Origin of the sequence: Sciscionella marina DSM 45152 (assembly GCF_000379465.1) — a bacterium.
Classification (GTDB): domain Bacteria; phylum Actinomycetota; class Actinomycetes; order Mycobacteriales; family Pseudonocardiaceae; genus Sciscionella; species Sciscionella marina.
Window position 1 is genome coordinate 1 of the sequence record NZ_KB905399.1, and the last position, 22,913, is coordinate 22,913.

23 protein-coding genes and 1 pseudogene are annotated in these 22,913 nt (G+C 66.3%); 13 read left to right on the forward strand and 11 right to left on the reverse strand.

The window, feature by feature from the left end:
* The first annotated feature begins 159 nt into the window (after nucleotides 1–159).
* Complete coding sequence (locus A37U_RS0123315) at nucleotides 160–702, forward strand: DUF4232 domain-containing protein (RefSeq protein ID WP_020497574.1); 543 nt, start codon at nucleotides 160–162, stop codon at nucleotides 700–702.
* A gap of 64 nt (nucleotides 703–766) precedes the next feature.
* On the opposite strand, the gene A37U_RS53840 is transcribed toward A37U_RS0123315, so the two are convergent.
* From A37U_RS53840 to A37U_RS48480, 3 genes are read right to left on the reverse strand one after another with little or no spacing between them, the layout of a single operon-like run.
* On the reverse strand, nucleotides 767–1,837 hold the full coding sequence (locus A37U_RS53840; RefSeq protein ID WP_020499084.1) for a TetR/AcrR family transcriptional regulator: 1,071 nt from the start codon (nucleotides 1,835–1,837) through the stop codon (nucleotides 767–769).
* A complete protein-coding gene (locus tag A37U_RS0123325) occupies nucleotides 1,834–2,439 on the reverse strand; it encodes a response regulator transcription factor (RefSeq protein ID WP_020499085.1) in 606 nt (201 codons plus the stop codon). Before A37U_RS0123325 ends, A37U_RS53840 begins: the two co-directional genes overlap by 4 nt.
* Nucleotides 2,436–3,617: a sensor histidine kinase gene (locus A37U_RS48480; protein WP_020499086.1), complete on the reverse strand. Its 1,182-nt coding sequence runs from the start codon at nucleotides 3,615–3,617 to the stop codon at nucleotides 2,436–2,438. Before A37U_RS48480 ends, A37U_RS0123325 begins: the two co-directional genes overlap by 4 nt.
* Nucleotides 3,618–3,729: 112 nt before the next feature.
* Here A37U_RS48480 and A37U_RS44880 point away from each other — a divergent pair, with 112 nt between their 5' ends.
* The 5 genes from A37U_RS44880 to A37U_RS0123355 are packed head-to-tail and all read left to right on the forward strand — an operon-like array spanning nucleotide 3,730 to nucleotide 7,846.
* On the forward strand, nucleotides 3,730–4,698 hold the full coding sequence (locus tag A37U_RS44880; protein ID WP_020499087.1) for an ABC transporter ATP-binding protein: 969 nt from the start codon (nucleotides 3,730–3,732) through the stop codon (nucleotides 4,696–4,698).
* A gap of 3 nt (nucleotides 4,699–4,701) precedes the next feature.
* Nucleotides 4,702–5,481: a hypothetical protein gene (locus tag A37U_RS0123340; RefSeq protein ID WP_157182988.1), complete on the forward strand. Its 780-nt coding sequence runs from the start codon at nucleotides 4,702–4,704 to the stop codon at nucleotides 5,479–5,481.
* Nucleotides 5,474–5,866, forward strand: coding sequence for an SgcJ/EcaC family oxidoreductase (locus A37U_RS0123345; protein WP_020499089.1), 393 nt, complete (start codon nucleotides 5,474–5,476; stop codon nucleotides 5,864–5,866). The genes A37U_RS0123340 and A37U_RS0123345 overlap by 8 nt, the downstream gene beginning before the upstream one ends.
* Before the next feature lie 31 nt (nucleotides 5,867–5,897).
* Nucleotides 5,898–6,353, forward strand: a complete 456-nt coding sequence (locus A37U_RS0123350) for a hypothetical protein (protein ID WP_020499090.1) — start codon at nucleotides 5,898–5,900, stop codon at nucleotides 6,351–6,353.
* Nucleotides 6,354–6,388: 35 nt separating this feature from the next.
* Nucleotides 6,389–7,846, forward strand: coding sequence for an alpha/beta hydrolase (locus tag A37U_RS0123355; protein ID WP_020499091.1), 1,458 nt, complete (start codon nucleotides 6,389–6,391; stop codon nucleotides 7,844–7,846).
* A gap of 645 nt (nucleotides 7,847–8,491) precedes the next feature.
* Here the strand turns inward: A37U_RS0123355 and A37U_RS0123365 are convergent.
* From A37U_RS0123365 to A37U_RS48485, 4 genes are read right to left on the reverse strand one after another with little or no spacing between them, the layout of a single operon-like run.
* Nucleotides 8,492–10,063, reverse strand: a complete 1,572-nt coding sequence (locus A37U_RS0123365) for a flavin-containing monooxygenase (protein WP_020499092.1) — start codon at nucleotides 10,061–10,063, stop codon at nucleotides 8,492–8,494.
* A complete protein-coding gene (locus A37U_RS0123370) occupies nucleotides 10,060–10,614 on the reverse strand; it encodes an NAD(P)/FAD-dependent oxidoreductase (protein WP_020499093.1) in 555 nt (184 codons plus the stop codon). The genes A37U_RS0123365 and A37U_RS0123370 overlap by 4 nt, the downstream gene beginning before the upstream one ends.
* Nucleotides 10,614–11,537, reverse strand: a complete 924-nt coding sequence (locus A37U_RS0123375) for a hypothetical protein (RefSeq protein WP_026197522.1) — start codon at nucleotides 11,535–11,537, stop codon at nucleotides 10,614–10,616. Before A37U_RS0123375 ends, A37U_RS0123370 begins: the two co-directional genes overlap by 1 nt.
* Entirely contained in the window at nucleotides 11,449–12,780 is a 1,332-nt protein-coding gene (locus A37U_RS48485; RefSeq protein WP_020499095.1) for an alpha/beta hydrolase fold domain-containing protein, read from the reverse strand. Before A37U_RS48485 ends, A37U_RS0123375 begins: the two co-directional genes overlap by 89 nt.
* A gap of 484 nt (nucleotides 12,781–13,264) precedes the next feature.
* Between A37U_RS48485 and A37U_RS0123385 the strand changes: the two genes are divergently transcribed.
* From A37U_RS0123385 to A37U_RS54985, 3 genes and pseudogenes are all read left to right on the forward strand, one after another.
* Complete coding sequence (locus A37U_RS0123385; protein ID WP_020499096.1) at nucleotides 13,265–14,305, forward strand: Dyp-type peroxidase; 1,041 nt, start codon at nucleotides 13,265–13,267, stop codon at nucleotides 14,303–14,305.
* Complete coding sequence (locus A37U_RS0123390; protein WP_020499097.1) at nucleotides 14,299–15,105, forward strand: family 1 encapsulin nanocompartment shell protein; 807 nt, start codon at nucleotides 14,299–14,301, stop codon at nucleotides 15,103–15,105. The genes A37U_RS0123385 and A37U_RS0123390 overlap by 7 nt, the downstream gene beginning before the upstream one ends.
* A 141-nt stretch (nucleotides 15,106–15,246) precedes the next feature.
* A pseudogene (locus tag A37U_RS54985) lies at nucleotides 15,247–15,570 on the forward strand (SDR family oxidoreductase); the annotation flags it as partial.
* Nucleotides 15,571–15,627: 57 nt separating this feature from the next.
* Here A37U_RS54985 and A37U_RS0123395 read toward each other — a convergent pair.
* Nucleotides 15,628–16,560, reverse strand: coding sequence for a GlxA family transcriptional regulator (locus A37U_RS0123395; protein ID WP_020499098.1), 933 nt, complete (start codon nucleotides 16,558–16,560; stop codon nucleotides 15,628–15,630).
* A gap of 71 nt (nucleotides 16,561–16,631) precedes the next feature.
* Between A37U_RS0123395 and A37U_RS0123400 the strand changes: the two genes are divergently transcribed.
* The 3 genes from A37U_RS0123400 (at nucleotide 16,632) to A37U_RS48490 (ending at nucleotide 18,480) form a co-directional block, all read left to right on the forward strand.
* Nucleotides 16,632–17,318, forward strand: a complete 687-nt coding sequence (locus A37U_RS0123400) for an HD domain-containing protein (RefSeq protein ID WP_051111718.1) — start codon at nucleotides 16,632–16,634, stop codon at nucleotides 17,316–17,318.
* 46 nt (nucleotides 17,319–17,364) lie between these two features.
* A complete protein-coding gene (locus A37U_RS0123405; protein WP_020499100.1) occupies nucleotides 17,365–17,784 on the forward strand; it encodes a Rid family hydrolase in 420 nt (139 codons plus the stop codon).
* A 399-nt stretch (nucleotides 17,785–18,183) separates the two neighbouring features.
* On the forward strand, nucleotides 18,184–18,480 hold the full coding sequence (locus tag A37U_RS48490) for a hypothetical protein (RefSeq protein WP_157182989.1): 297 nt from the start codon (nucleotides 18,184–18,186) through the stop codon (nucleotides 18,478–18,480).
* A gap of 955 nt (nucleotides 18,481–19,435) precedes the next feature.
* Here the strand turns inward: A37U_RS48490 and A37U_RS54700 are convergent.
* The 3 genes from A37U_RS54700 to A37U_RS0123420 are packed head-to-tail and all read right to left on the reverse strand — an operon-like array spanning nucleotide 19,436 to nucleotide 21,956.
* Nucleotides 19,436–20,218 carry a sodium/glutamate symporter gene (locus A37U_RS54700; protein WP_020499102.1) on the reverse strand — a complete coding sequence of 261 codons (783 nt, stop codon included), beginning with the start codon at nucleotides 20,216–20,218 and terminating at the stop codon, nucleotides 19,436–19,438.
* Nucleotides 20,219–20,221: 3 nt separating this feature from the next.
* Nucleotides 20,222–20,800 carry a sodium/glutamate symporter family protein gene (locus tag A37U_RS54705; RefSeq protein ID WP_020499103.1) on the reverse strand — a complete coding sequence of 193 codons (579 nt, stop codon included), beginning with the start codon at nucleotides 20,798–20,800 and terminating at the stop codon, nucleotides 20,222–20,224.
* Nucleotides 20,787–21,956 carry an NAD(P)/FAD-dependent oxidoreductase gene (locus A37U_RS0123420; RefSeq protein ID WP_020499104.1) on the reverse strand — a complete coding sequence of 390 codons (1,170 nt, stop codon included), beginning with the start codon at nucleotides 21,954–21,956 and terminating at the stop codon, nucleotides 20,787–20,789. Before A37U_RS0123420 ends, A37U_RS54705 begins: the two co-directional genes overlap by 14 nt.
* An 82-nt stretch (nucleotides 21,957–22,038) precedes the next feature.
* Here A37U_RS0123420 and A37U_RS0123425 point away from each other — a divergent pair, with 82 nt between their 5' ends.
* A complete protein-coding gene (locus A37U_RS0123425) occupies nucleotides 22,039–22,911 on the forward strand; it encodes a MurR/RpiR family transcriptional regulator (RefSeq protein ID WP_020499105.1) in 873 nt (290 codons plus the stop codon).
* Nucleotides 22,912–22,913 lie beyond the last annotated feature (2 nt).

Genomic DNA, 22,913 nt, shown 5'->3' on the forward strand with positions numbered 1-22,913 from the left:
GTGGACGTGTGGGTGGCGTCGGGGTTGTCTTTTGGCGAGCGGTGTCATGTTTTGGCCTCCTTCCCGTGGGTCTGTGCATCTTTTCCGGTGAGAGATCAATCGTGGTGAGTGGTTCACCGATGGTGGTGCCCTGCTTGGGGTGCCTGGGAAGGGGAAGTCATGAACAGTGTGGTGCGTCGGATGGTGGCCGGGTTCGCGGTGGCCGGGATCGGTGTCGGTGTGCTCGGTGCTACCGCGAGTGCTGCTGAGGCTTCTGGTGCGGGTTTGCTGCCGTGTACTGCGAATCAGTTCACGACCAACCTCGTGCCTGGTGATGCGGGTATGGGGAATCGTTCCGGGGCGATCCAGTTCACCGCGAAGCAGGGTGAGCGTTGTGCGCTTGCCGGGGTGCCGGAGGTCGGGCTGGTGGGTGCGCACAACGTGTTGGTGGACAACGAGGCGGCCGGTGGTGCGCCTGCTGTCGGGATCGCTGATGGCAGTTCTGCTTATGTGCCTTTGCACTGGACAGCGGTCGCCGAGGAGCAGCAGACGCCGAACGCGATCACTTACACCGCTGCGGCGGGGAGTAATCCGCACGGGGATCCGATCGATCCGAACGTGAGCCTGGGCTGGAATCTCGGTGCGGTGGATGCCAATGCGGACAGCCACACCATCGATGTCGGTGCCGTGCACGCGGGGACCGCGCCCACCCCGGAACGCTAGAACACGGGGGAGGGAGTGCCCGCACAAGCACGGACACTCCCTCCCCATCCTGGAAACCGGGTATTCAGCCTGGCGAGTGGGGCTCGGCGTCTTCGGTATCACGTGCAACGACGACGGGAGATCCGTCGTCGGCGGCGGTGGCACGGACGCCGGCGAGCACGATTGCGCTCACCCGGTGCGCGTCGGCTCGGGTGAACGTGCGGGTACCGCGGGTGATGAGCATCTGGACGGGTCCGGTGAGCATCTCGCTGAGGAAGGAGGGATCGATCGTGGGCAGCTCGCCGCGTTCGATCGCGGTCCGCAAGCGGTGGTGCAGGGTTGCCTGCCGCCGGTGGGACACCTCGTCGACGACGGCTCGTAGCTCGGGGCTCTCCCGGGCCGAGGCCACCACGCTCAGCAGTGCCCGGCCTTGCGGGCTCGCCATGGCAGTGGCGACGGCTTCGAGGAAGTCGACGAGGTCGGTGTCGATGTCGCCGGAGTCGTGCAGGGGCGCGGCGTCGGCGCCGAAGCTGGTGAGTGCGTCGGCGACCAGTGTGGTGCGGTTGGGCCAGTTGCGGTAGACGGTGTTCTTGTTGACCTCGGCAAGCTCGGCGACTTGGTCGTAGCGCAGGCCGCCGATGCCTTCGCGGGCGATCAGTGTGGCGGCCGCCTCGAGAATTCGGCGTCGCACCTGAGCGGTGCGCCCGCCCGGGCGGCGGGTGGGCCCTCGTGTCGATCCGTCCTCGGCCACGGATGGCAGTTTACCGTGGTCGGGTTGTGTGGAGTCGGGTGTTGCGTGCTTCGATGGCTTTCCAGGTGGTGGGGATCGTGAGGTCGGCTCCCTTGTGTGCGAATTGTTGGGCCGCCGTTGTGTGGGGGTGGTGGTGTGGCTGGGGGTGTTGCCGATCGCGATGTAGAGCCCGAGGTGTTCGGTGAGCTTCTCGTCCGGGCCGAATACCGGTCGGCGCGCTGGCGAGTGTGCTTCGTCGGTGCCGACGATGAGGTCCGGGGTGTTTTCGTGGCTGGAGGCGACGGTGACTGTGACTCGGTCCCCGTTGTCGATGAGTGTTTCGAGGTGTTCCTCGAAGCGCAGGTCGGCCTGCTCGGGCAGGGTGTGTCCCGGCGGCTCGTGTCGGGTTGTGCCGATCTGGGTCACAGCCATCCGTGGTCGCGGGCATGGGCGGCGGCTTCGGTGCGGGTGCGGGCCTGGAGTTTGCGCATGGCCGAGGAGAGGTAGTTGCGGACGGTGCCGGGGGACAGATGCACCGTGGTGGCGATTTCCTCGGCGGTGTTGGCGGGCCCGACCTGGCGTAGTACGTCGAGTTCGCGGTCGGTGAGCGGGCAGTTGGCGTTGTCGAGTGCGGTGGCGGCGAGTTCGGGGTCGACGTAGCGGCCGCCCTCGTGCACGGTGCGGATGATGTGGGCAAGCGTTGTGGCCGGGGTGTTCTTGGTGACGAACCCCATCGCCTTGGCGGCCAGGGCGCGCCGGAGTACGCCGGGGCGGGCGTGGCGGGTGAGGATGACACAGCGGGTACCGGGATGGTGTGTGGCGACGTGTTCGGCGACCTGGGCACCGTCGAGTCCGGGCATCTCGATATCGAGTACCGCGATATCGGGCCGATGGGCGCGGATCACCTCCAACGCTTCGTTGCCGGTGCCCGCCTGACCCACCACGGTGAGATCGTCTTCCATACCGAGCAGGGTCGCCACCGCATGACGAGTGAGATGCTCGTCTTCGGCCAGGATGAGCCGAATCATGAACGCACCGGTAGCTCGGCGTGGACGGTGAAGGTGTCCTCCTGTTCCGGTCCCGCGGTCAGTCGTCCGAGGCGTTCGGTCAGATAGCGCTGCAGCCCGGCCAGACCGGTGCCTTCGGTGCCGGGCCTACTGTTGGTGGCCGGTACGCCATCGTTGGTCACGAGCAGTTCGGCGATACCGGTGTCATAGCCGAGGATCACCGAGCAGTGGCCGGCGTTGCTGTGCCGCAGCAGGTTGGTCATCGCCTCGCGCAGTACCCGTCCGAGTATGTCCTGGGTCTCGTCGGGAAGCCGTGCCGGGTCGCCGGTCACGGACAGTTCGATGTCCGCGGAGCCGAGTGTCTCCTGGGCTCCGGCGAGTTCGGCGGCCAGGGTGGTGGTGCGCCGGTCTCTGCTCAGGGCACGCACCTCACTCATCGCCTTACGCGCCACTCGCGCCACCTCGTCGATTTCGCCACGTGCTTCTCCGGCCCCGGCCGGCAGGAGTTTGCCGGCGAGCTCGCTTTTGAAGGCCACCACTTCGAGCGCGTGGCCGAGGATATCGTGCAGGTCGTCGGCGAGCCGGAGCCGTTCCCGTGCCGTGGCGAGCTCGGTGGCCATTCGCCGGGATGTGTCCAGGGTGTTCATCGAACCCAGCCAGTAGACACGGTTGAAACTGGCCATCCACAGCACGGCCATATAGGCGGCGGCGATCGTGGCGCTGGCCCAGTTCGGTCCGCCGTCGGGTGGTGGGGGTGCCAGGAGCACGCCGATGCCGAATGCGGCCAGGCAGGCACCGGTCACCGAGGCGATCACGGTCCGCCGGTCGCGCCGGGTGAGGCTGTCGCCGAGCAGAAGTGCGGGACCGAACGCCCAGATGGAACCGAGCGGGCTGCTCAGGATCCCGAGGCAGAGCAGGCTCGTCCCCGATACTGTCGCGAGGACGAGATAGCTTCGTGGTGGGTATGTTTTCGGGTGTCGCAGGCTTCGGCGGAACCACCAGGAGTGCAGTGTCAGTACGCTGGCATCCAGGAGCACCAATGGTGCGGCGAACCGGATGCCGGGCCAGTCCAACATGAGGAACACGATCGGTAGCCCGGCGGCGATCGGACCGGTCATCGCGACGAAGATGATCACCATTCTCCGGCGCGCCGCGGGCAGCGCCGGATCCTCGGCGTCGGTGGCTGCTGCGATGCTCACCGGTGAAGGCTATCGCTGTTCACTCGATACGGGGCAAGTTGATGACAGCTGTCATCTGTCCTGATGATGCCGGCTACTACCGTGGGTTCCGCCCGGCCGCCACGCTCGGGGTATGACACGAACGACGCGTCGATCCGCCTCGGCCGGGAAACAGGCGCCGACCGGTGCCGTGGTCGAGATCCGCGGGTTGCGCTGCCGCTATGGCGACTACGAGGCGGTGCGGGGCATCGACTTGCAGGTGCGACGGGGCGAGGTGTTCGCCCTGCTGGGCACCGATGGTGCGGGCAAGACCACCACGCTCGAGGTGCTCAGCGGTTTTCATAGGCGTTCGGGCGGAACGGTGTCCGTGCTCGGTATCGACCCCGGTTCGGGGATGATCGAGTTGCGTGCCCGGATGGGGGTCATGCGGCAAGAGGGTGGGTTCATCGCCGAGCTTTCGGTCGCCGAGACGCTGCGCCTTTGGCAGCGGCTGACCAGCAGGGCCGATGATCCCGGACGGCTGCTGGCCCGTTTCGAGCTCGCCGAGCGCGCTGATGTGCCGGTCGCGAAGCTCTCCGGTGGCGAGCGCCGCAGGCTGGACCTCGCGCTGGCCGTGTGGGGCACCCCTGAACTGGTCATCCTGGACGAGCCCACCACCGGGCTGGATCCCGAATCACGGCGCCGTAGCTGGGATGCGATCGCCGAGCTCACCGAGGCCGGCCGTACGGTCATCCTCACCACCCACTATCTCGAGGAGGCTGAGGCACTTGCCGATCGGCTCGCGATCATGCACCGCGGGCGGATCGCGGCCTCGGGCACGCTGGCCGATGTCGTCGCGGCCCGTCCGGCCGGCTTCTCCGCGACAGTGCCCGGCGCGCCATCCCAAGGGCTGCCCGAACTCGGTGGTGAGGTCACCACCACCGCATCCGATGGCGTGACGGTCATCGCGGTCTCGACCAACGACCTGCAGACCGATCTCACTCGCTTCCTCGGCTGGGCGGACAGCGCGGGGATCCGGTTGGACGGTCTGCGGGCCGCTCCGGCCTCGCTGGCCGAGATCTATCACGGTATTCGTGCCGCCGACACCGACGAGCAGGACTGAACCGTGATACGCGCATTGGCAGCCACCGAACTGCGCGTGCTCTGGCGCAACCGTACGGCGCTGTTCACCGCGGGCCTGTTGCCTCTGGCACTGGGTGTCTTCTGGTTGTTCGCCTACCCCAGGCAGACCCCTGGCCAGTGGGCCACGGTGATCGCGCTTCAGCTCGCGGTGGTGGTAGGCATGAGCCTCTATCTCACCGCGACATCCACGATCGTGGCCAGACGCTGTCACCTTGTGCTCAACCGACTGCGCACCGGTGAGCTTTCGGATTCCGCACTGCTCGCCGGTCTTCTGGCGCCCAGCGTAGTGACAGCGCTGGCCCAACTGATCGTGCTCGGGACCGCCGACATCCTCGCGGGTGCACCGGCACCGGCCGATCCGAGTGCGCTGGCGCTGGCCGTTCTCGCGGGTCTGTCTCTGGCCGGCACCGCGGCACTGGCCACCACGCTGATCACGCCGAGCCCGGAGCGTTCCAACGTCACCGGTCTGCCGTTGGTGTTCGTGCTCATCATCGGCGCGGTCGTGCTCACCCTCGACACCACCGGCAGCCTGCCCCACATCCTCATGGCTATCCCCGGCACCACCATCGGCAGGTTCGCCGCCCTTGCGTATCACGGAAACACCTGGGCACCAGGAACCGGTGGTGTTCCGGCCGCACTGCCCGCGGTGGCGGCCCTGATCTTCTGGCCCATCATGTTCGCCGCCCTCACCCGCAAACGATTCCGCTGGGACCAGAGCAATCGAAAGGTAGGTATTTCTACGATGGAGTCCACTCATGAGTGAAGCGACCACGACCGCGCAGGTGCTGGAACTGTACCGGGAGGCGTGGGATTCCGGTGACGCCTCGGCTTTCGGGAACCTGTTCACCGAGGACGCGACGTATGTGATCTTCACCGGCCACGCCCTTTGCGGGCGAAAGCAGATCCAGAACGATCATCACGAGGTGTTCACGAGATGGCAGAAAGGCACCAGACTCCTCGTTGAGGCCTTGCAGACCACGATGCTCGATGACAATACGGCTGTCATTCTCACCCAGGGAGGAATCGGCACCGAAAGCATCGAGTTCGACAAATTCCAGACGTTTACGCTCGTCCGCCGCGAAGAACGCTGGTTCATCGCCGCATTCCAGAATACCGAAATGAGCGCGCACGCGGACATCCCGCGATGAGCCGCTGATCCGAACAGCCGAGGAGAAGACCATGACCGACATTCGCGTACGCCGCACCGGAGTACCCGCTCAGTACGAAATCGCCGAGGGCGGCGACACCCTCACAAGGGTCTCCGCGCGAACCGCACAGCACGGTGGCGAATTGGAAATAGGCGGGAAGACCTACCGACTCGAGAACTCCGCGTTCGGCTGGGACTGCCGACTGCACACCACCGACGGCAACGTCATAGCCAGCGCCGAACGCGCCGGGCTCCGCAGCTGGAACATCACCGCCGCCGGACGGCAGCTACGCATCACCCGTGCCGGGATCGGCGCCCGGAACCTGGAGCTGACCGAAGACACCGATCAGATCGGCAAGGTCCGCAGGGTCTCCCGGGGCGCCGAAGCCCACTTACCCGGACTCGACCGCCCAGCAGCGGTGTTCATCGTGATCGTCGCACTGGCCATGTGGCAACGACGCCGCCGGGCTGCCGTCATCGGCCGCTGACCACGAACTCGAATGCAGCACAGGGAGCGATCCGCATGCCCAAGACCGTATTCCTCGCCATCACCGTCACCATGCTGGCGGCGGCGATTCCGGGAACCGCCGCCGCGGCAGCACCGGGCGCCCTGCACTGGGGCAGCTGCCCGGCGACTGTCACCGGGCATGGCCTGGAGTGCGCGAGCCTCGCCGTTCCGGTGGACTACCGGAACCCGCATGGCCGCAAGATCAAGATCGGGATATCGCGACTGCCGAGCAAAAAACCGGCACAGCGCCGCGGTGTACTGCTGACCAACCCCGGCGGGCCCGATCCGGGAATGAACTACCCGGCGAGACTGGCCGAACAGGGACTGCCGCAGAGTGTGCGGGACAGCTACGACGTGATCGGGTTCGACCCCAGGGGTTTCGGCAACAGCGCACCGGTGACCTGCGACCTCACCGCGAAGCAGGCCGCGACCGGCATCGTCCCACCGTATGCCAGGGACACCGCCGATGTGCTCGAGCAGGCCGCGGCGTCGAAACGGATCGCCGAACAATGCGCCAAGGCGAGGACGGCGTGGCTGCGCCCCTACATCAACACCGCCAACACCGCGCGGGACATGGATCGGATCCGGGAAGCACTCGGTGAACCCAGCCTCTCGTTCCTCGGTGCTTCCTGGGGCACTCACCTCGGCGCGGTGTACACCACGCTGTTCCCGCGACACAGCGACCGGATCGTGCTGGACAGCAATCTGAGCCCCGGTGGCTGGACCTATCCCTATGAACGCCTTTACGGCCAGGGCTTCCAGGACCGGTTCCCGGACTTCGCGAAATTCGCCTCGGCCGACCCGCAGTACGGCCTCGGCGACACACCGGCAGAGGTGACCGCGAAGTACTTCACCCTCGCGGCCCGACTGGACAAGAAACCGGTCGACGGGATCGACGGTCCAGGATTCCGGTACGTCACGTGGGGCGCCCTGTTCGGTGATCAGAACCTGCGCCCACTCGCCGAAATCTGGCACCGGCTGGACACCGGCCGCCCCCTACCCACCGGCCCGCCAGCCACCGGTCCCACACCGGACCCGGACAACGAGACCTCCGGCCAACTGGCCATGACCTGCGGCGACTCACGTTGGCCCACCTCGATCTCCTCCTATGTGCGGCACGTCGCGATCGACCGGCTCCGATACCCCATGTTCGGCGCTGCAGGGGCGAACATTCAGCCATGCGCATTCTGGCCGAACCCGGCAGAGCCACCGGTGCACATCGGTGACCGGGGACCTTCGAATGTCCTCATGGTGCAGAACCTCCGCGATCCCGTGACCCCGCTCGCCGGTGCCCGGCAACTACGCCGAGCATTCGGACACCGAGCCCGGATGATCACCGCCGACCAGGGCGGGCACGGCGTCTACCTGCTCAACCACAACAACTGCGCGAACAACACGGTGACCACTTTCCTGACCACCGGAAGGCGACCGGCGCACGACCACACCTGCACGGCGGAAAAACCAGCCGGATAGCGGCGATCGGGATCCACTCGACAATCGAGAGGAAAGCCGAGGCACAGTGAGGCCGATCCGGGACCGACGTGTTTCCGGTCGCTCTCGGCGGTGACACGTTCGGCCGGACCGGCGACGAAACGGATTCGCACCGGGTACTGGATACCTATCTCGCGGGTGGTGGCACCTTCATCGACACCGCGACGGCTGCTCCGTATTCGTGCCGGGCAATCCGGCGGCGAGTCGGAGACGATCACCGGCTCGTGGCTGGCCGCTCGTGGAGCGGCGCTGGCCACGGTCGCGATCGCCTGGCTGCGTGACCGCGCAACCGTGGCCGCACCGATCGCGAGCGCTCGAACTTCGAACGATTCCCGGCCTTGTTGGCTTCGGCGGAGTTCGATCTCCCCGCGGACGAGACAGCAGCACTGGACGAGGCTTCCGCGCAATCGAGTGATCTTCGCTATCCGGTGAGGGATCGTCAGGGATCTGTCATTTTCGTTGCGTGTCACCGAGATCGTCGGGTCTGGTGCGGATGAGCCCGGTCAGGCCGCGGTCACCCCGGCCACACTGCGCAGCCGAGGCTGCGAAACCACCGGCCCAGCCCGCGCTGGCGAACGAACAGTCCGTCTTATCCGGGCTGACCCATGGGTACTGCAGCGGGGAATCTCAGCGTGCGGGTTGTGTCGGGAGATGGGCTGTGGTGTCGGTGAATTGGTAGGCGTCGAGTGGGAAGTGGTCGGCCTCCCACATCGTTTCGAGTGTGGCGGCCGGGCGCAGTGGGACGTCGCCGTTGTCGTCGAAGTAGTAGCTGTTGGCGCCCGCGCACCGACCCTGGAAGAAGACCTGTTTATCGCGGCGTTTCAGGGCGGCTTCGAAGTATTCGGCGTTGGCCTCCTCGGTCACCTCCACGCGGGTCGCCTTGCGTTTGCGTGCGGTTTTGAGCAGCCGGATGATGTGCCGTGATTGGGTTTCGATGAGGTTGAAGTAGGACGATCCGTTGTAGCCGTAGGGACCGAGGATGCTGAACCAGTTGGGGAACGCCGGGACGCTGATGCCCTGGTAGGCCTGGAACCGGTTCTCGGTCCAGAATGTTTCGAGGTCCTGGCCGTCGGCGCCGCTGACCGGGAATGGTGGCATGTTGCCTTTGTCGAAGACCTTGAAGCCCGTGGCGAGGATCAGCACGTCGACTTCGTGCTCGGTACCGTCGGCGGTGCGCACGCCTTTCGGGGTGATCGCCTCGATCGAATCTGTTTGGAGGTGAACGTTCGGGCGGTTGAATGTCCGGAGGTAGGTGTTGGAGAAACTCGGGCGCTTGCAGCCCAGCGAATAGTGCGGAGTCAGTTTGCGCCGCAGGTCGGGGTTTTTCACCGAGCGGCGCAGGTGCAGCAGGCCCAGTTTCTCCCCGAACGACGCGGTCGGGACGTACCCATGGAAGTGCGCTGCGAGTGGGAAGGTGATCTCCACGTAGGTTTGGCTGACGAGCCGGGCGAGGGCTTTGGACGCCGGAATGATGCTCAGTGCGGTGCGCAGCGGCCAGGGCAGAGCGCCGTCGGGTTTGGGCAGGCACCAGATCGGGGTGCGCTGGAAGACGGTGAGCTGCTCGACCTCGGACGCGATGCTCGGGATGATCTGCACCGCCGAGGCTCCGGTACCGATGATCGCGACCCGCTTGCCGTTCAGGTCGACCGAATGGTCCCAGCGGGCGGTGTGCATGACCTCGCCTGCGAACTCGCCGACGCCGGGGATCTCGGGTTCTTTCGGTTTGGTGAGCACGCCGGTGGCTGCGACGACGTACCGCGCCGAGATGACCTCGTCGCCGTCGAGGCGGATCTCCCACAGGTCGTCGGCATCGTCGTAGGCCGCCGCGAGGACGGTGGTGCGGAGCCTGCTGCGCCGGCGGACGTCGTATTTGTCGACGCAGTGCTCGGCGTATGCTTTGAGTTCGACGCCGGGGGCGTAGACGCGCGACCAGCCGGTGATCTGCTCAAAGGAGAACTGGTAGGCGAAGGACGGGATGTCCACGCCGACGCCGGGGTACGTGTTCCAGTGCCAGGCGCCGCCGAAGCCGTCGCCTTCCTCCAGCAGCAGGTAGTCGCTGAAGCCTGCGCGGTCGAGCATGATGGCGGCACCGATGCCGGACAGGCCTCCGCCGATGATGACGATTTCGTGATCCGGGATGCGGGCACCGGTACTGGCAGGGGTGGGAGTAGCGGCGCCGGAGCGAACTGCGTGAGTCATCGGGCGGATTCCTTCGCGGTCGTGGGGACGGTGGCCGCGAACCGGGAGGTCGCGCCCACGATGATCGTGTCGACCTGGTACTCGACACCGTCGGCGGAGCGGATGCCGTTGACGGCGATTGCATAGGCAGGCCAGTGGATGAGCCGGGTGCGCGGGTTCTGCAGGGCGGCGTAGTAACTGGGGCTGACCGTGACCTCCCGGCTGTCGAAACGCTTGTTCGGGGTGAGCTGGCGACGGGTCCAGGCGTCACCGACGGAGAGCCGCAGCCAGGCACGCGAGGCGAGGCCGCGCAGTGGGCCGGGCACGCGCAAGGGAGTCACCCAGGTAGAGGTCTCCTCGAAGACCGTCACCGTTTCGGCCGTGTGCAGTACCTCCGGCAGGATCGAGGCCGCCTCGGCGCCGCTGGCCAGGATGGCGACCCGCTCCCCGTGGTAATAGTGTTCGAACCAGCCGGTGCCGGTCAGCAGCTTGCCGTGAAAGGGCGCGGATTCTGCCCGGGCACGTCGTCCGCTTCCGGGGCGTGCCGGGGCGTTGCGGGTGGCCGATGCCATCACGCGACCGCCTTGGGGGACAGGCCCTTGACCCACGACTGCGGTTTGTCGATGAGGAACCGGGGGACGTGGTTGGTGATCTTGACCATCGGGTCGGCGAGCAGCCGGTGGTATGGGTGGCTGCGGTCGATGATCATATTCCCCATGACCTTGAGTGCCTGGTAGGAGGCAAGCCGGGCGGTGTACTCGCCGCGGCCACCGAGTTTCTCGAAGCGGCGGACGGCGTTCATCAGCTTCTTCTCCTGCAGACCCATGCCGACGATGTTGTCGCGCATCTTGTTGATCAACGGTGCGAACACCACGATCAGGCCGACCACGACGCGGGGATCGAGCAACTCGGCCGCGCTGCTGATCGAGCTGATCCAGCCGCGCGCGCCGAGGTAGTCCAAGACCTCGAAATCGACGGTGATGTGCCGGGCCTCGTCGGAGTTGATGTGGCGGAAGACTTCGTGGCACAGCGGATCCTCGACGGTATCGGTGAGGAACTTCACCAGGGCCCCGTCCAGAGCGCACTCCAGCAGCGGAATGAGAGCGGCGAGCCCCTGCAACGGCAGGGTGTCGCCGTAGGTGTCGAGAACCTTGATGGCGAGCTTGACCTGCGTGTTCGGCTCGGGGATCCGGCCGTGCTCGAGCATGCCCCAGCGACGCATGAGCGCGAGCTCGGCGTTCGCGTGTTTCTGCTCCTCGGCGTGGAAGTACCGGTAGATCTCGCGGATCGTGGCTGTCGGAGCTTTCGCCGCCAGTGACGCGAACCCGCGGGCGCCGATGTGCTCGATCCACACCAGATCGGCCATGAAGGGGGTCAGCTTGTCACGCGTTTCCTGTGACATCGTCTCAGCACCCGGCGCGTCCCAGTCGATGTCCGCCAGCGACCACTGCTTGTGCTTGATCGTCTGCAGCATTTCTTCGAAGTCGTAGCTCATCTTGATCCTCCTGTTCCGAGCTGAAAGACGCCAGGCGGCTCAGCAGACCGCCGACGCGGGCGTGGGTGGTGGGGATGAGGCGTTTGGTGAGCCGGATGGCGCGGGCATCCAGCTGGGGCACGACGCAGCGCCTGCCCTTGTCATGACCGTCGAGCGTCATCCTGGCGGCCTTCTGCGGGGACGTCCCGACCCAGTCGGCGATGCGCGCGGTGGCGGTCTCGGTCTCGGTCTCGATGAGCTCACCGGAGAAGATGTTGGTCTTGACGAACGTCGGGCACAGGACGGCGACACGGATGCCGCCTTCGGCCAGTTCGGTGGCCATGGACCGGCCGATTCCGCCGGCTGCCCCGGTCACCACGGCGGTCATGGCCTGGAACACGTGCATCTGGCCGGGCCACACCCGGTGCTCGGCGGTGAACCCCGCATTGCGGATACGACGCGCGAGCTCGGTGCATTCCGCGCTGAGCATCTCCGTGGAACCGGCATGGATGCGCGTCGGCGGGAAGGCATCGAGACCGGCGAACTCGAGGCGGAGCCCCTCATCGCGCCGAGACTCGGCATCGGCGTAGGTGGCCAAAATCCCCCGTGCGACCGTGGCCGCGGCGAAGGGGTCCCGCTCGACGCGATCACGGGCCACCGCCAGCCGCAGCGACAGGTCGACCACGGGGGACAAGGTGACCAAGGCGGCAGGCAAGGGCTCACCGGCTCGCGCGAGTTCAAGCCCGAGGAGGTGCCCGTCGGCGGAATCGCCGGCCACGACGACGCGCCCGGCTGCATAGCCCTGACCGAGCAGCCAGTCCCAGGCGGCGCGGATGTCTCCGGACGCGGCGGGGTAGCGATGTGATGGCGCCAGGCGGTAGTCGATGGAGGAGACCGGCAGGCCGGTGCCCTCGGAGATATGCGAGGTCAGGCCGCGATGCGTGCGACTCGAGCACACCGCGTAACCACTGCCGTGGATGGAAAGCACAGCACCGTCGGCGCGGGCCGTACCCGGCGTGCGCACCCACTCTCCACGGACGATCGGGCCTGCCGCTGACGGTTGCTCGACACGCTCGAACACCGCACCGGGAACCGGTGGTGAGGCCACCGCGAGTCCGCGAGCGATCAGCGCCCGGCTGGCACGCACTTCGGCGCGGTTGTTCGGGATGGCGAACGTCGACGGCCGCCATGTGGCAGCGAGCAGGCCGATGGCCGCTCGGCTGCGCCGGGAAATTCCCGGAGCCGCCCAACTCTGAAGGCGCATGCCATCAGAATCACGGTTGGGAGTGGAGATGTCAAACTCCTGGCCTGCCGCTGCGCGTCGAGTAGTCCTCCCTACGGTGGAAAACCGCAGCGCACCGTCTCGCGCGCAGCGGCGCTCTGCGGTGATCGGCGCCGCCCGTGGATCCGGCCCATGGAGGAGAGGTCGTCACCGGAACCGATGGACGCCGAGAATCCTTGCAGGACAGGGGTTCGGCGAACTTCACCGACATGTACTTGCTTCCAGTATCGCAGTGGTGGATCAGACCCGGTGATGAGTCGGTTGCATTTGTGGCTCGAGGTCCGGTGGGTGGAACAATGTTCGCTATCGTGGGGAACAAGATTTTTGCCTGTTCCTGGCTTCGTGGTTGGTCTCGCCGCAGTCGCGCGTGCCGATCGTGCGGGACACGTGTGTAACCCTTGCCCGGAATCGCCGGAGTAGTCGCCTGCGGGAGGAACGAGATCCGATTGCGCGTTAGGATGCGGCGATGAGGCGTCCGGCTCCGTTACAGTACGTTCCCGAAGCCCCGGCGAGGGCGGCGATCTTCATGGTGGTCACGGTCCGTCCTGGTGCCGAGGACGAGATCCGTGAGCTGTTCGCCGATGCTGCCGGGCTGGCTCGTGCGGTGGCGTTCCGGGCTCCGGAGGACGAGCTGAGCTGCACCGTGGGGGTGGGTGCGCAGCTGTGGGATCGGCTCTTCGATGGCCCACGGCCCGCGGGGCTGCATCCGTTCCGCGCGCTGACCGGCGCGGTGCACACCGCGCCGGGGACGGCCGGTGATCTGTTGTTTCATGTGCGGGCGCGCCGGCTCGACCTTTGTTTCGAGCTCGCCAGCCAGTTCGCCCGGCGGTTGGCCGGGTATGGCGAGGTTGTCGATGAGGTGCACGGGTTCCGGTATTTCGATCAGCGGGATCTGCTCGGTTTCGTGGACGGCACGGAGAATCCGACCGGTGCGGAAGCGGCCGAGGCAGTGTTCGTCGGGGATGAGGATCCGGTTTTCGCCGGGGGAAGTTATGTGCTCGTGCAGAAGTATCTGCACGACTTGGATGCCTGGGACGCGCTGACGGTCGAGGAGCAGGAACGTGTCATCGGGCGCCACAAGCTCAGTGACGTCGAGTTGCCCGACGCGGACAAGCCGGACAACTCCCATGTCGCGGCGAACACGATCGTGGATGCCGACGGGACGGAACGGCAGATCGTGCGGGACAACATGCCCTTCGGTGAGATCGGCGCCGCGGAGTTCGGCACGTATTTCATCGGGTACGCGGCCGATCCGGACGTGATCGAACGAATGCTGACCAATATGTTCATCGGTGACCCGCCGGGTAATCACGACCGGATACTGGATTTCTCGAGGGCGGTCACCGGGGGATTGTTCTTCGTGCCCACGGCGGAGTTTCTCGATGACCCTTCTGCCGTGCTCGATTCTGCAGGACCCGAAGCCGTGCCGGCGGTCGATGCGGGCGGACCAAGTTGTGCCGAGGGATCATTGGCCATCGGCGATCTGAAGAGGAGCAGTGCATGGTGAACAATCTGCACCGGGAATTGGCGCCGATCTCGGATGGCGCGTGGTCCCAGATCGAGGAGGAGACGCGGCGGACGTTCACCCGGCATCTCGCCGGCCGCAGGATTGTGGATGTGGACGGTCCGGCGGGGCTGGAGTTCTCCGCGGTGGGCACCGGTCACGTCCATGCGATCGACGGTCCGCTCGAGGGCGTGGTCGTCCACCAGCGTGAGGTGCAGCCGCTGATCGAATTGCGGGTGCCGTTCACGGTCACCAGGCAGGCGGTGGACGACGTCGAGCGGGGAGCGCAGGATTCCGACTGGCAACCGGTCAAGGATGCCGCGAAGCTGATCGCGTTCGCCGAGGATCACGCCATCTTTCATGGTTCCGCCGCAGCCGGGATCGACGGTATCGTCGCCACCAGCTCCAACGCGGCTCTCACGCTGCCTGCCGAGGCCCAGCAGTATCCCGACGCCGTCGCGCAGGCCTTGACCGTTCTACGGCTGGCCGGCGTCGACGGGCCGTACAGCCTGCTGCTCTCGGCGGATGCGTACACCGCGGTGGCGGAGACGACTCATTCCGGCTACCCGGTCCGTGATCACCTCGAACGGCTGCTGCCCAACGGGGGCGCCATTTGGGCGCCGGCGCTGGAGGGTGCGCTGTTGGTTTCCACCCGTGGTGGTGACTATCAACTGCACATCGGCCAGGACCTTTCCATCGGTTACACCTCGCACGACGGCGACCACATCGAGCTGTACCTTCAGGAGTCGCTGACTTTTCAGCCGTTCACTGCCGAATCCAGCGTCGGATTCACGGCCGGCTGACGAACACGGTCGTCGGATTCAGCCAGGGGGCCGGGTCCTGGAGCAGAGTTCCTGGGGCCACGTCGAGGTCATCTGTTGCTGGCTGAAACTTCCGGCATCAGACGGCTCTCGGTGTGAGCGGGCCGGATCGTGTGGGCGAGAATGCCGTGCAGTGGGAACGATTCCTTTCCGGACCGGTCGCCTCCCCGTGATCGTCACCCCCGGCGGGAGCACCGGTATCGGATTGGCCACGGCGAAATACGTCGCCGTCCGAGGTGCTCGGATGCTGGTCACCGGACGCGGCAAGGGAAAGCCTCGACGTCGCGGCGACCGAGCTCCGGCCGCAGGGGCGCGGCCCGCACCTTCGCCAGGGAGCTGGTGCCCCGCACTGTCCGGGTCAACGCCGTCAGTCCCGGTGGCATCGACACCGGGATACACACCAAGATGATGTCGGCACAAGAGGCGGCAAACGCCGATGAAACGCGTCGGCCGGTTCGAGGAAGTCGCCAAGGCGGTCGCCTTTCCCGCCTCGACGGTGCCGGGTCAGTTTTTGAAGGTGTGCCGGTAGGCGGTGGGGGTGGTGTTGAGTGTGCGCCGGAAGTGCAGTCGCAGGTTGGCGGCTGTGCCGAGTCCGCAGTCGCGTGCCACGTGGTCTATCGGCTGGTCGGTGGTCTCCAGCAGTTCTCGTGCCCGGCCCAGACGCGCATCGAGCAGCCATTGCAATGGGGTTGTGCCGGTCTCCTCGGTGAACCGGCGGATGAGGGTGCGCTGGGAAAGGCCCGCATGCCGGGAGAGCTGACGCAGGGTGATCGGTTCGCCGAGGTGTTGCAGGGCCCATTCGCGGGTATCGGACAGCGATGCCTCGCCGGCTACCGCGACGGGCGCGGGAACGTACTGGGCTTGCCCCCCTTCGCGGTGTGGTGCGGCGACCAGGCCGCGGGCGATCCGGTTGGCCACCACTGCCCCGAGATCGCGGCGCACGATGTGCAGGCACAGGTCGATTCCGCAGCACACCCCCGCGGAGGTGAGGATGTTGCCCTCGTCGATGTAGAGCACGTCGCGATCCACTGACACGGCGGGAAATTCGTGTTCGAACTGGTCGATGTACTGCCAGTGGGTGGTGGCGTGCAGTCCGTCCAGGACGCCCGCGGTGGCCAGTGCGAAGGCGCCCGTGCAGATCGACACGATCCGTTTGCCTTGTTCGTGTGCCTCGGCCAGGGCGGCGAGTACGGCTTCGGGCTGGCGGCGGGGTGGCTCGGAGCCGGGCACGATCACGGTGTCGGCGCGGCTCAGTTGTTCCGGGCCTGCCTCGGCGATGACCGCGAAGCCTCCGGTGGTGTGCGTTTTCGCGCCGAAGGTGTGCACGGTCGTCTCGTACGGGGTCTCGGGCCGAGGGGCGAAGATCTGCGCCGGGATCGCGAGATCGAGGGGCATGACCCCGTCGAGAGCGAGGATCGCGATCCGATGAACCGTCATGGCAATATCCTAGCGAAGCAGGTCATTTTTGCCTATCACCAGTTCATGGCGGCATCGGGCACGCTGAAGGCATGCCAACACCGACCCATGAGCCGCCCTCCGCGGTGGCTGACGACTTGATCGCGCTGCCTGGTACGCCGTTGGCCGAGGCCGTGGTGGAGCTGATCCGCCCGGTGCACACGCCGGCGGTGTTCAACCACAGCATCCGCAGTTACCTGTTCGCCCGGCGGCTGGCAGGTCATCTCGGCCTGTCCGCGGACAGCGACTACAACGACGATCTGCTGTTCACCGCGTGCGCGATGCACGATCTCGGTGTCGCCGTGGGCAGCCCGCACCAGCAGCGATTCGAGGTCGAGGGTGCCGATCGCGCCGCCGAATTCCTCACCGGTCGCGGGGTGTCCACAGCGGAGGCCGATCAGGTGTGGCAGGCGATCGCCTTGCATACTTCGACCGGCATCGCGAACCGCCGGGGCACCCTGTGCCTGCTCGTCCGCGAAGGCATCGCGCTCGATTTCGGTGGCCCGATGGGAAATGCGTATGTCGAGGCGGTCAGCGATGAGCAGGCCGATGCCGTGCACGCGGTGTATCCCCGGCTGAACATGATCGGTTCGCTCGTCGACGCGATCGCCGCGCAGGCCTCGCGATCCGCGAGGAACGCACCCCGCTATTCGATTCCCGGCGAACTGCTGCGGGAACGCGAGGCCTACGGCCGGACCCGAATGGAGCAGTCCTTCGGCTCCTCCCGCTGGGGCAACTGAACTCTCCCGATTCACCAACCACCTGACAATGAAAGGAAACACAACAATGAGCAAGCACATCGTCGAGGTTCCCGAGGATTCCGAGGTCTTCGGTAAAACCGTCAGTGCGTTCGCGAACTTCGGGTACTCCGCCGCGGTCCGTTCGCACGGGCACCTGTTCATCGCGGGCACGATCGGCCGCCGCGCCGATGGCACCATACCCGAGGACATCAAGGAACAAACCGAGATCGCAATTGAGCGCATCGCCGAAATCCTGCGACTGGAAGGACTCGACCTGTCCGCGCTCGTCGACGTCACCAGCTACCACGTCGATATTCACCAGCACCTGCCCGGTTTCTCCGCGGCCAAGAAGCGGCTGGTCGAGCCTCCCTTCCCGACCTGGTCGCTGATCGGGGTCAGCGGACTGGCCAGCCCCGGACTGCTCGTCGAAATCCGCGCCACCGCCGCCTACCCCGGCCCGTCCTGACAGTTCGCCGCCGGGCCCGGGACCGGGCAATCACCTTCCGGGAGTCGCTGATGAAGACCGTCCGGTGTCCGGGCCAACGCCATCTCCTGTTGCTCACCTCGATGATCGTCACGTTCCTGGCCTCCTTCAGCGCTCCTACGCCGCTCTACGCCAGCTACGCCGACCGATGGCACTTCACGCCGATAACAGCCGCCACCCTCTTCGGCACCTACGCCATCGCCGTTCTGGCCGCGCTGCTCGTGTTCGGCAGAGCATCCGATTACCTCGGCCGCAAGGCGGTGCCGCTGGGCGCGCTGGTGCTGCAGATCGCCGCCATGGTCGTGTTCAGTGAAGCCGGGGCCACCGCGGCCCTGTTCCCCGCGCGGGGCCTATTAGGGATCGCAACCGGGCGAGCTCGGCGTGATGATGCTGGATATCGAACGCGGCACCCGGGCCAATGCCGTGGCGCCCGGACTTGGCTCCGGGACCGGCGCGCTGCTCTCCGGACTGGTCGTGCAGTATCCGCCCGCTCCCACCCGGCTTGTGTACCTCGTGTTCATCGGGATCTTCGCCGTGCAGGCAATCGGCTTGGCGCTGCTGCCGGAAAGATCTGGCCGCAGGCCCGGACTGCGCGCCGCCCTCGTGCCTGAATTCGCGGTACCCCGACACCTGCACCGCGCCTTCCTCGCGGTGGCACCGGTGCTGTTCGCCGTGTGATCACTCGGCGGCTTCTACGCCTCGCTCGCACCGGCCCTGGCACGGCAACTGTCCGGGTCGAGTTCCGTGGTGCTCGGTGCTCGGACTTTTCGCGCTCACCGCGGTGAGCGCGGTCTTCGATCATCACCATCGTGCTCGCGCGCACCACGGCCAAAACGGTGATGTTTCTGGGAACCGCGCTGCTCGTACTCGGTTCGCTGGGAACCCTGTTTGCTGTCGAAGTGTCGTCGATCACCGGATTCTTCGGGGTACTTTCGTCTCCGGGATCGGCTGGCTCATGGGGTTCCTGGTTCCTCGTTCGCAGCTTGCGTAGTGCGCGGAGAGATGTCGGGTACTGCGAGACGAGATCGGGCTGCGCCCTGCCGAAGTCGAGGCGTTCCTGGCCAGAGGGATGCTCATCAACACCATCCTCGGGCTCCGGCTGCCCGACCTCGTATCGGCCGAACCGGACGCCGTGAGATCCTGGACTGTATCTTTGATGAGGCCGCCGACGAGATCGTCGCGCTTGCATCCGAGCAGATGTCACTGCAGGACTCCGACAGAGGCAGAGGCAAGTAGGACAAGGGACTGGTTGATCGATGCAGCTACTTGCGTGACCTCATGGTGTATCGCTGTCAGCGTGGGTTCGCGCGCTCAGTGGTCGTAGCATAATGACACGTCGTGTCGTTTTCCTTGTGGTTGAGCCGTGTTGGATGCTGTTGGCGTGGTTGAGGAGTTGATGTCTGACGAGTTTCGGGGCCGAGATCGAGCCCGTACTTCCGGTGATACAGCGGCGGTTTCACCATCCTGGGTGGTCGGCAGCTGCTTCATCTCGGGTTGAACCGGCGTAGGTTTCTCGACCCCACCGGCGCCGACAACCGCCAGCCGCAGCGGATCCTCGCGCGCTTCCAGATCCAAGCCGGCCCGGCGGGCGAATTCTCGGAATTCGGAGATGTTCGCTGGTCGCCCGCGCTTGCTATTCCGGGCTGGACGATATTCCGGGTGGTTTGCGCCAGAAACCGAGTAGGCGCGCGGCCAGGAGTAGTACCAGGAACAGGACGATGAACAGTCCGCCGGTCAGCAGCGGTCCCTGTGTGATGGCCAGTATCGGTACCACCGCGGTGATCAGTCCGCCGCCGATGAAGGGGCTGCGGAACGGTTTGCTCAGCGCATACGCCTTGCCCGTGATGGTGGTGAGATTCGGGTCGACCATGCGCAGCAGCATCAGGCCGACGGAGGCGACCCCGGTGAGCGTGCCGAAGTTGACGATCGCCTGCTCGAACCAGTTCTGCTGGAACAGTCGTGGCCCGATGAGGAAGAAGAAGCCGATCGCCAGTACCGCCGCGAGCACCATGAGCACGATGAGTGCACCGGCGTTGTCGGCGACCACCGGAAGCTGGATCGATGCGACGGCCGCGACGATCAGGACGTCCAGCGCGATCGCCTGGATCGTGCGGAAGCTCGCCGCGTCAACGGTGTTCCGCAGCGGCGTCCTGTCGAGTACCGCTTGCACGATGCCGCCGCCGATCATGGCGAGCGGGAACAGCGGCATTCCGGGGACCGCGAGTTCGATGAAGTACTGCAGCACCCAGCCGATCAGCACGGCGACCGCGACCAGCGCGGCGTGGTAGGTCAGCGAATCGATGAGGTCTTTGTTGAACGCGGTGCGACCCGTCGAGGTGCGCCGGGACTCCGGGAGGATATCGCTGCGCCGGTCGTCCTCGCCGACATCGTGCGCGGTGACGTGACCACGGCGCACGCCTCAGTTCACCAACACCATCCCGATGGTGATACCGAAGACGAGCCCGACGGTCGCCGAAGTGAGGCCCAGCGAGACGCCGGCGCTCCAGCCCTGTCGCTGGTACACCTCGGCCATTGCTCCGGCTGCACCGTGCCCACCGGCCCAGCCGATCTCCACCAGGCTGCCGAACATCGGGCTGACGTTCCACAGCGGTACCAGGACGAGTCCGGTGACGACCAGTGGCACTCCGATCATCAGGAACGAGCCCATGTAGCTGAACAACACCTGCGGGACGATCATCCGGTACGTATCGCGCACTTTGGGGATCCGCATCCCCATCAGCATCGGCGCGAACACGACCGTCGCGAGGACGCCCGGCAGTCCGGACCAGGTCTCGACAAGCGACGTGGGGAACAATCCGGCGCCGTACGGTCCGAGCGCGAGCCCGACGACGCCGCCGATCAGCGCTGCCGGGAGGAACAACCGGCGCAATGGGCGGGCCACGATCCTGATCACGGTGCCGGCGAGCAAGAGGACGCCAAGGACGACGAGGGCGAACATGAGCGTCTCGAGGTTGCCGACCGTGTCAACGGGGAACATCGTGACTCCTCGACACCGGCAGCCCAGGGCTGCGAAATCGCTGGTAGCGCAACGGCAGCAGTGTATCCGGCTGGGTGGGTCCGGTCAGCCAGTCGGCGATCAGGGTCGCGACGGCGGGCGCGATGGCGAAGCCGTGTCCCGACCAGCCAGCGCCGATGAGGACGTTGCTGACGGTCGGCAACACATCCACTATCGGCAGCGCGTCCACACTGCATGTCTCCGCACTGCGGGTGTCGACCTGCTCCACGATCGCGTCGCCAAGCGCGGGAAACACCGTCCGTGCCTCGGCGAGATTTCGCTCGACGTTCTGCTGAACCGGCTCGCCGCGCCGGGTTTCCGGGTTCCAGCGGCCACGCCAGCCGCCGGAGATCATGACCGAGCCGTCCAATGGTTTCATCGACAGCGCCCGGTGGTCATGCCCGAGCAGGTGCCCGCAGATCGGGTTGGCCGTCTTCACCGTCATCGCCTGGGGGATCAGCCACCACAACGGCAGCTGCACATCGAGCGTGGCGGCCAGATCGGCGACCCCGGTGTTGTTCAGCAGCACGACGGCCTCACCGGCTTCGAATCGTCGGCCATCGGCGGTTTCCACGGCGGACACCCGAGCTCCGTCCCGGATCAGCTGCGCCACCTCGGTGTGTTCTTCGAACACGGCACCGGCCGCCATGGCAGCGGTGGCGAAGGCCCGGGTCGTGGCGGTGTGGTCGGCCATGCCATCGAGCGGGCACCACAGCGCACCGTGCACCGTTTCGGCCGCGCCTGGCTCGTATTCCCGGACCTGATCACGGTCGAGCACCTCGGTGGGAATGCCGAGTTCGCGCTGGTGCCATGCGCGGGCGCGCAGGCTGGCCAGGCCACCGGTGGTCCCGGTAACCTCTTGCTCGACCAGGTTGAGCCCGCCGGTCCGCTCATAGCCGATATCGGCCCCGAGGTCGTCGGCGAGCCGTTCCCAGAGGGGGTAGGCCAGCCGCATCAACGGCAACTCTGCGGCGGCTCGGCGGTTGGCCCGTACGCCGCGCTTGCCGAGTCCGCCAGAAGCGCCGGAAGCGACCTCCGCGGACTCGAGCACCACGACCTGCTCACCTCGTCTAGCCAGGTAGAAGGCGAGGGCGCAGCCGTACACTCCGGCGCCGACGATGACAAACTTGTACCGCACAGAACCTCCACAGCTCGGTGAATTGGCTACACTGTAGTCAGAACTCCATATTGATCGCAATGATGAAGTGGAAACTCCATACATGGCTGAAGACTTCGCCGGTCGTGTCGCGGATGCCGCGGCGCGACTCAAGCCGCAGGAACGTGTCGTCGCCGAGTACCTGCTGGCGCAACCTGACCAGGCGGTTCTCGCATCGACCTCGGACATCGCCTCCGCCACCGGCACCAGTGACGCGACAGTAGTGCGCACCGCCCGAGCCCTCGGTTACTCGGGGCTGCGCGAGCTGAAGAAGGTACTGATGGCCGGGGTCACCGACCCGCCCGATCCGATACGCGTTCTGGAGGGGCGGATCGCGCGTTCGGACAGTGCGCTCGGTCCGGTACTCGGTGAGGTGCTCACCGACGCGGCAGCGCTGCTCGCCCGTGTTCCCGAGGAGCTGGACGAACGGTCCTGGCAGCGGGCGGTGGATCTGCTCGACAGTGCGCAGAAGGTGTGGCTGTACGGGTTCGGACCGGCCGGTCTGGTGGCGGAGTACCACGCACTCGCGTTCTCTCGGCTCCAGCGTCGAGCCCAGGCCGTGACCCAGACCGGGTTCCGGCTGGCGGATCCGCTGATGGGTATCGACCGCGGTGACGCCGTGCTGATCTACGCACCACTACGCCGTTTCCACGAAATCGACGTCACCATCGCGCATGCCCGAAGGCTCGGCGTGCCGGTGATCCTGGTGACCCAAGCACTGGGAGCGAAGCTGCGCGACGAGGTCGACGTGGTGCTCGAGGTGCCCTCGGCGACGGTCACCATGGTCAGCGAAAACCTCATCGATCTGCTTTTCGCCCACGCACTCACGCTCGAGCTTGCGCGGCGTGACAAAGTCGGCTCGGTCACCGCACGCCAACTGCTCGATCAGTTGCGCGCCGAGATCGTCAGCGGAACCACGGATGATCAGCCGGACTAGCG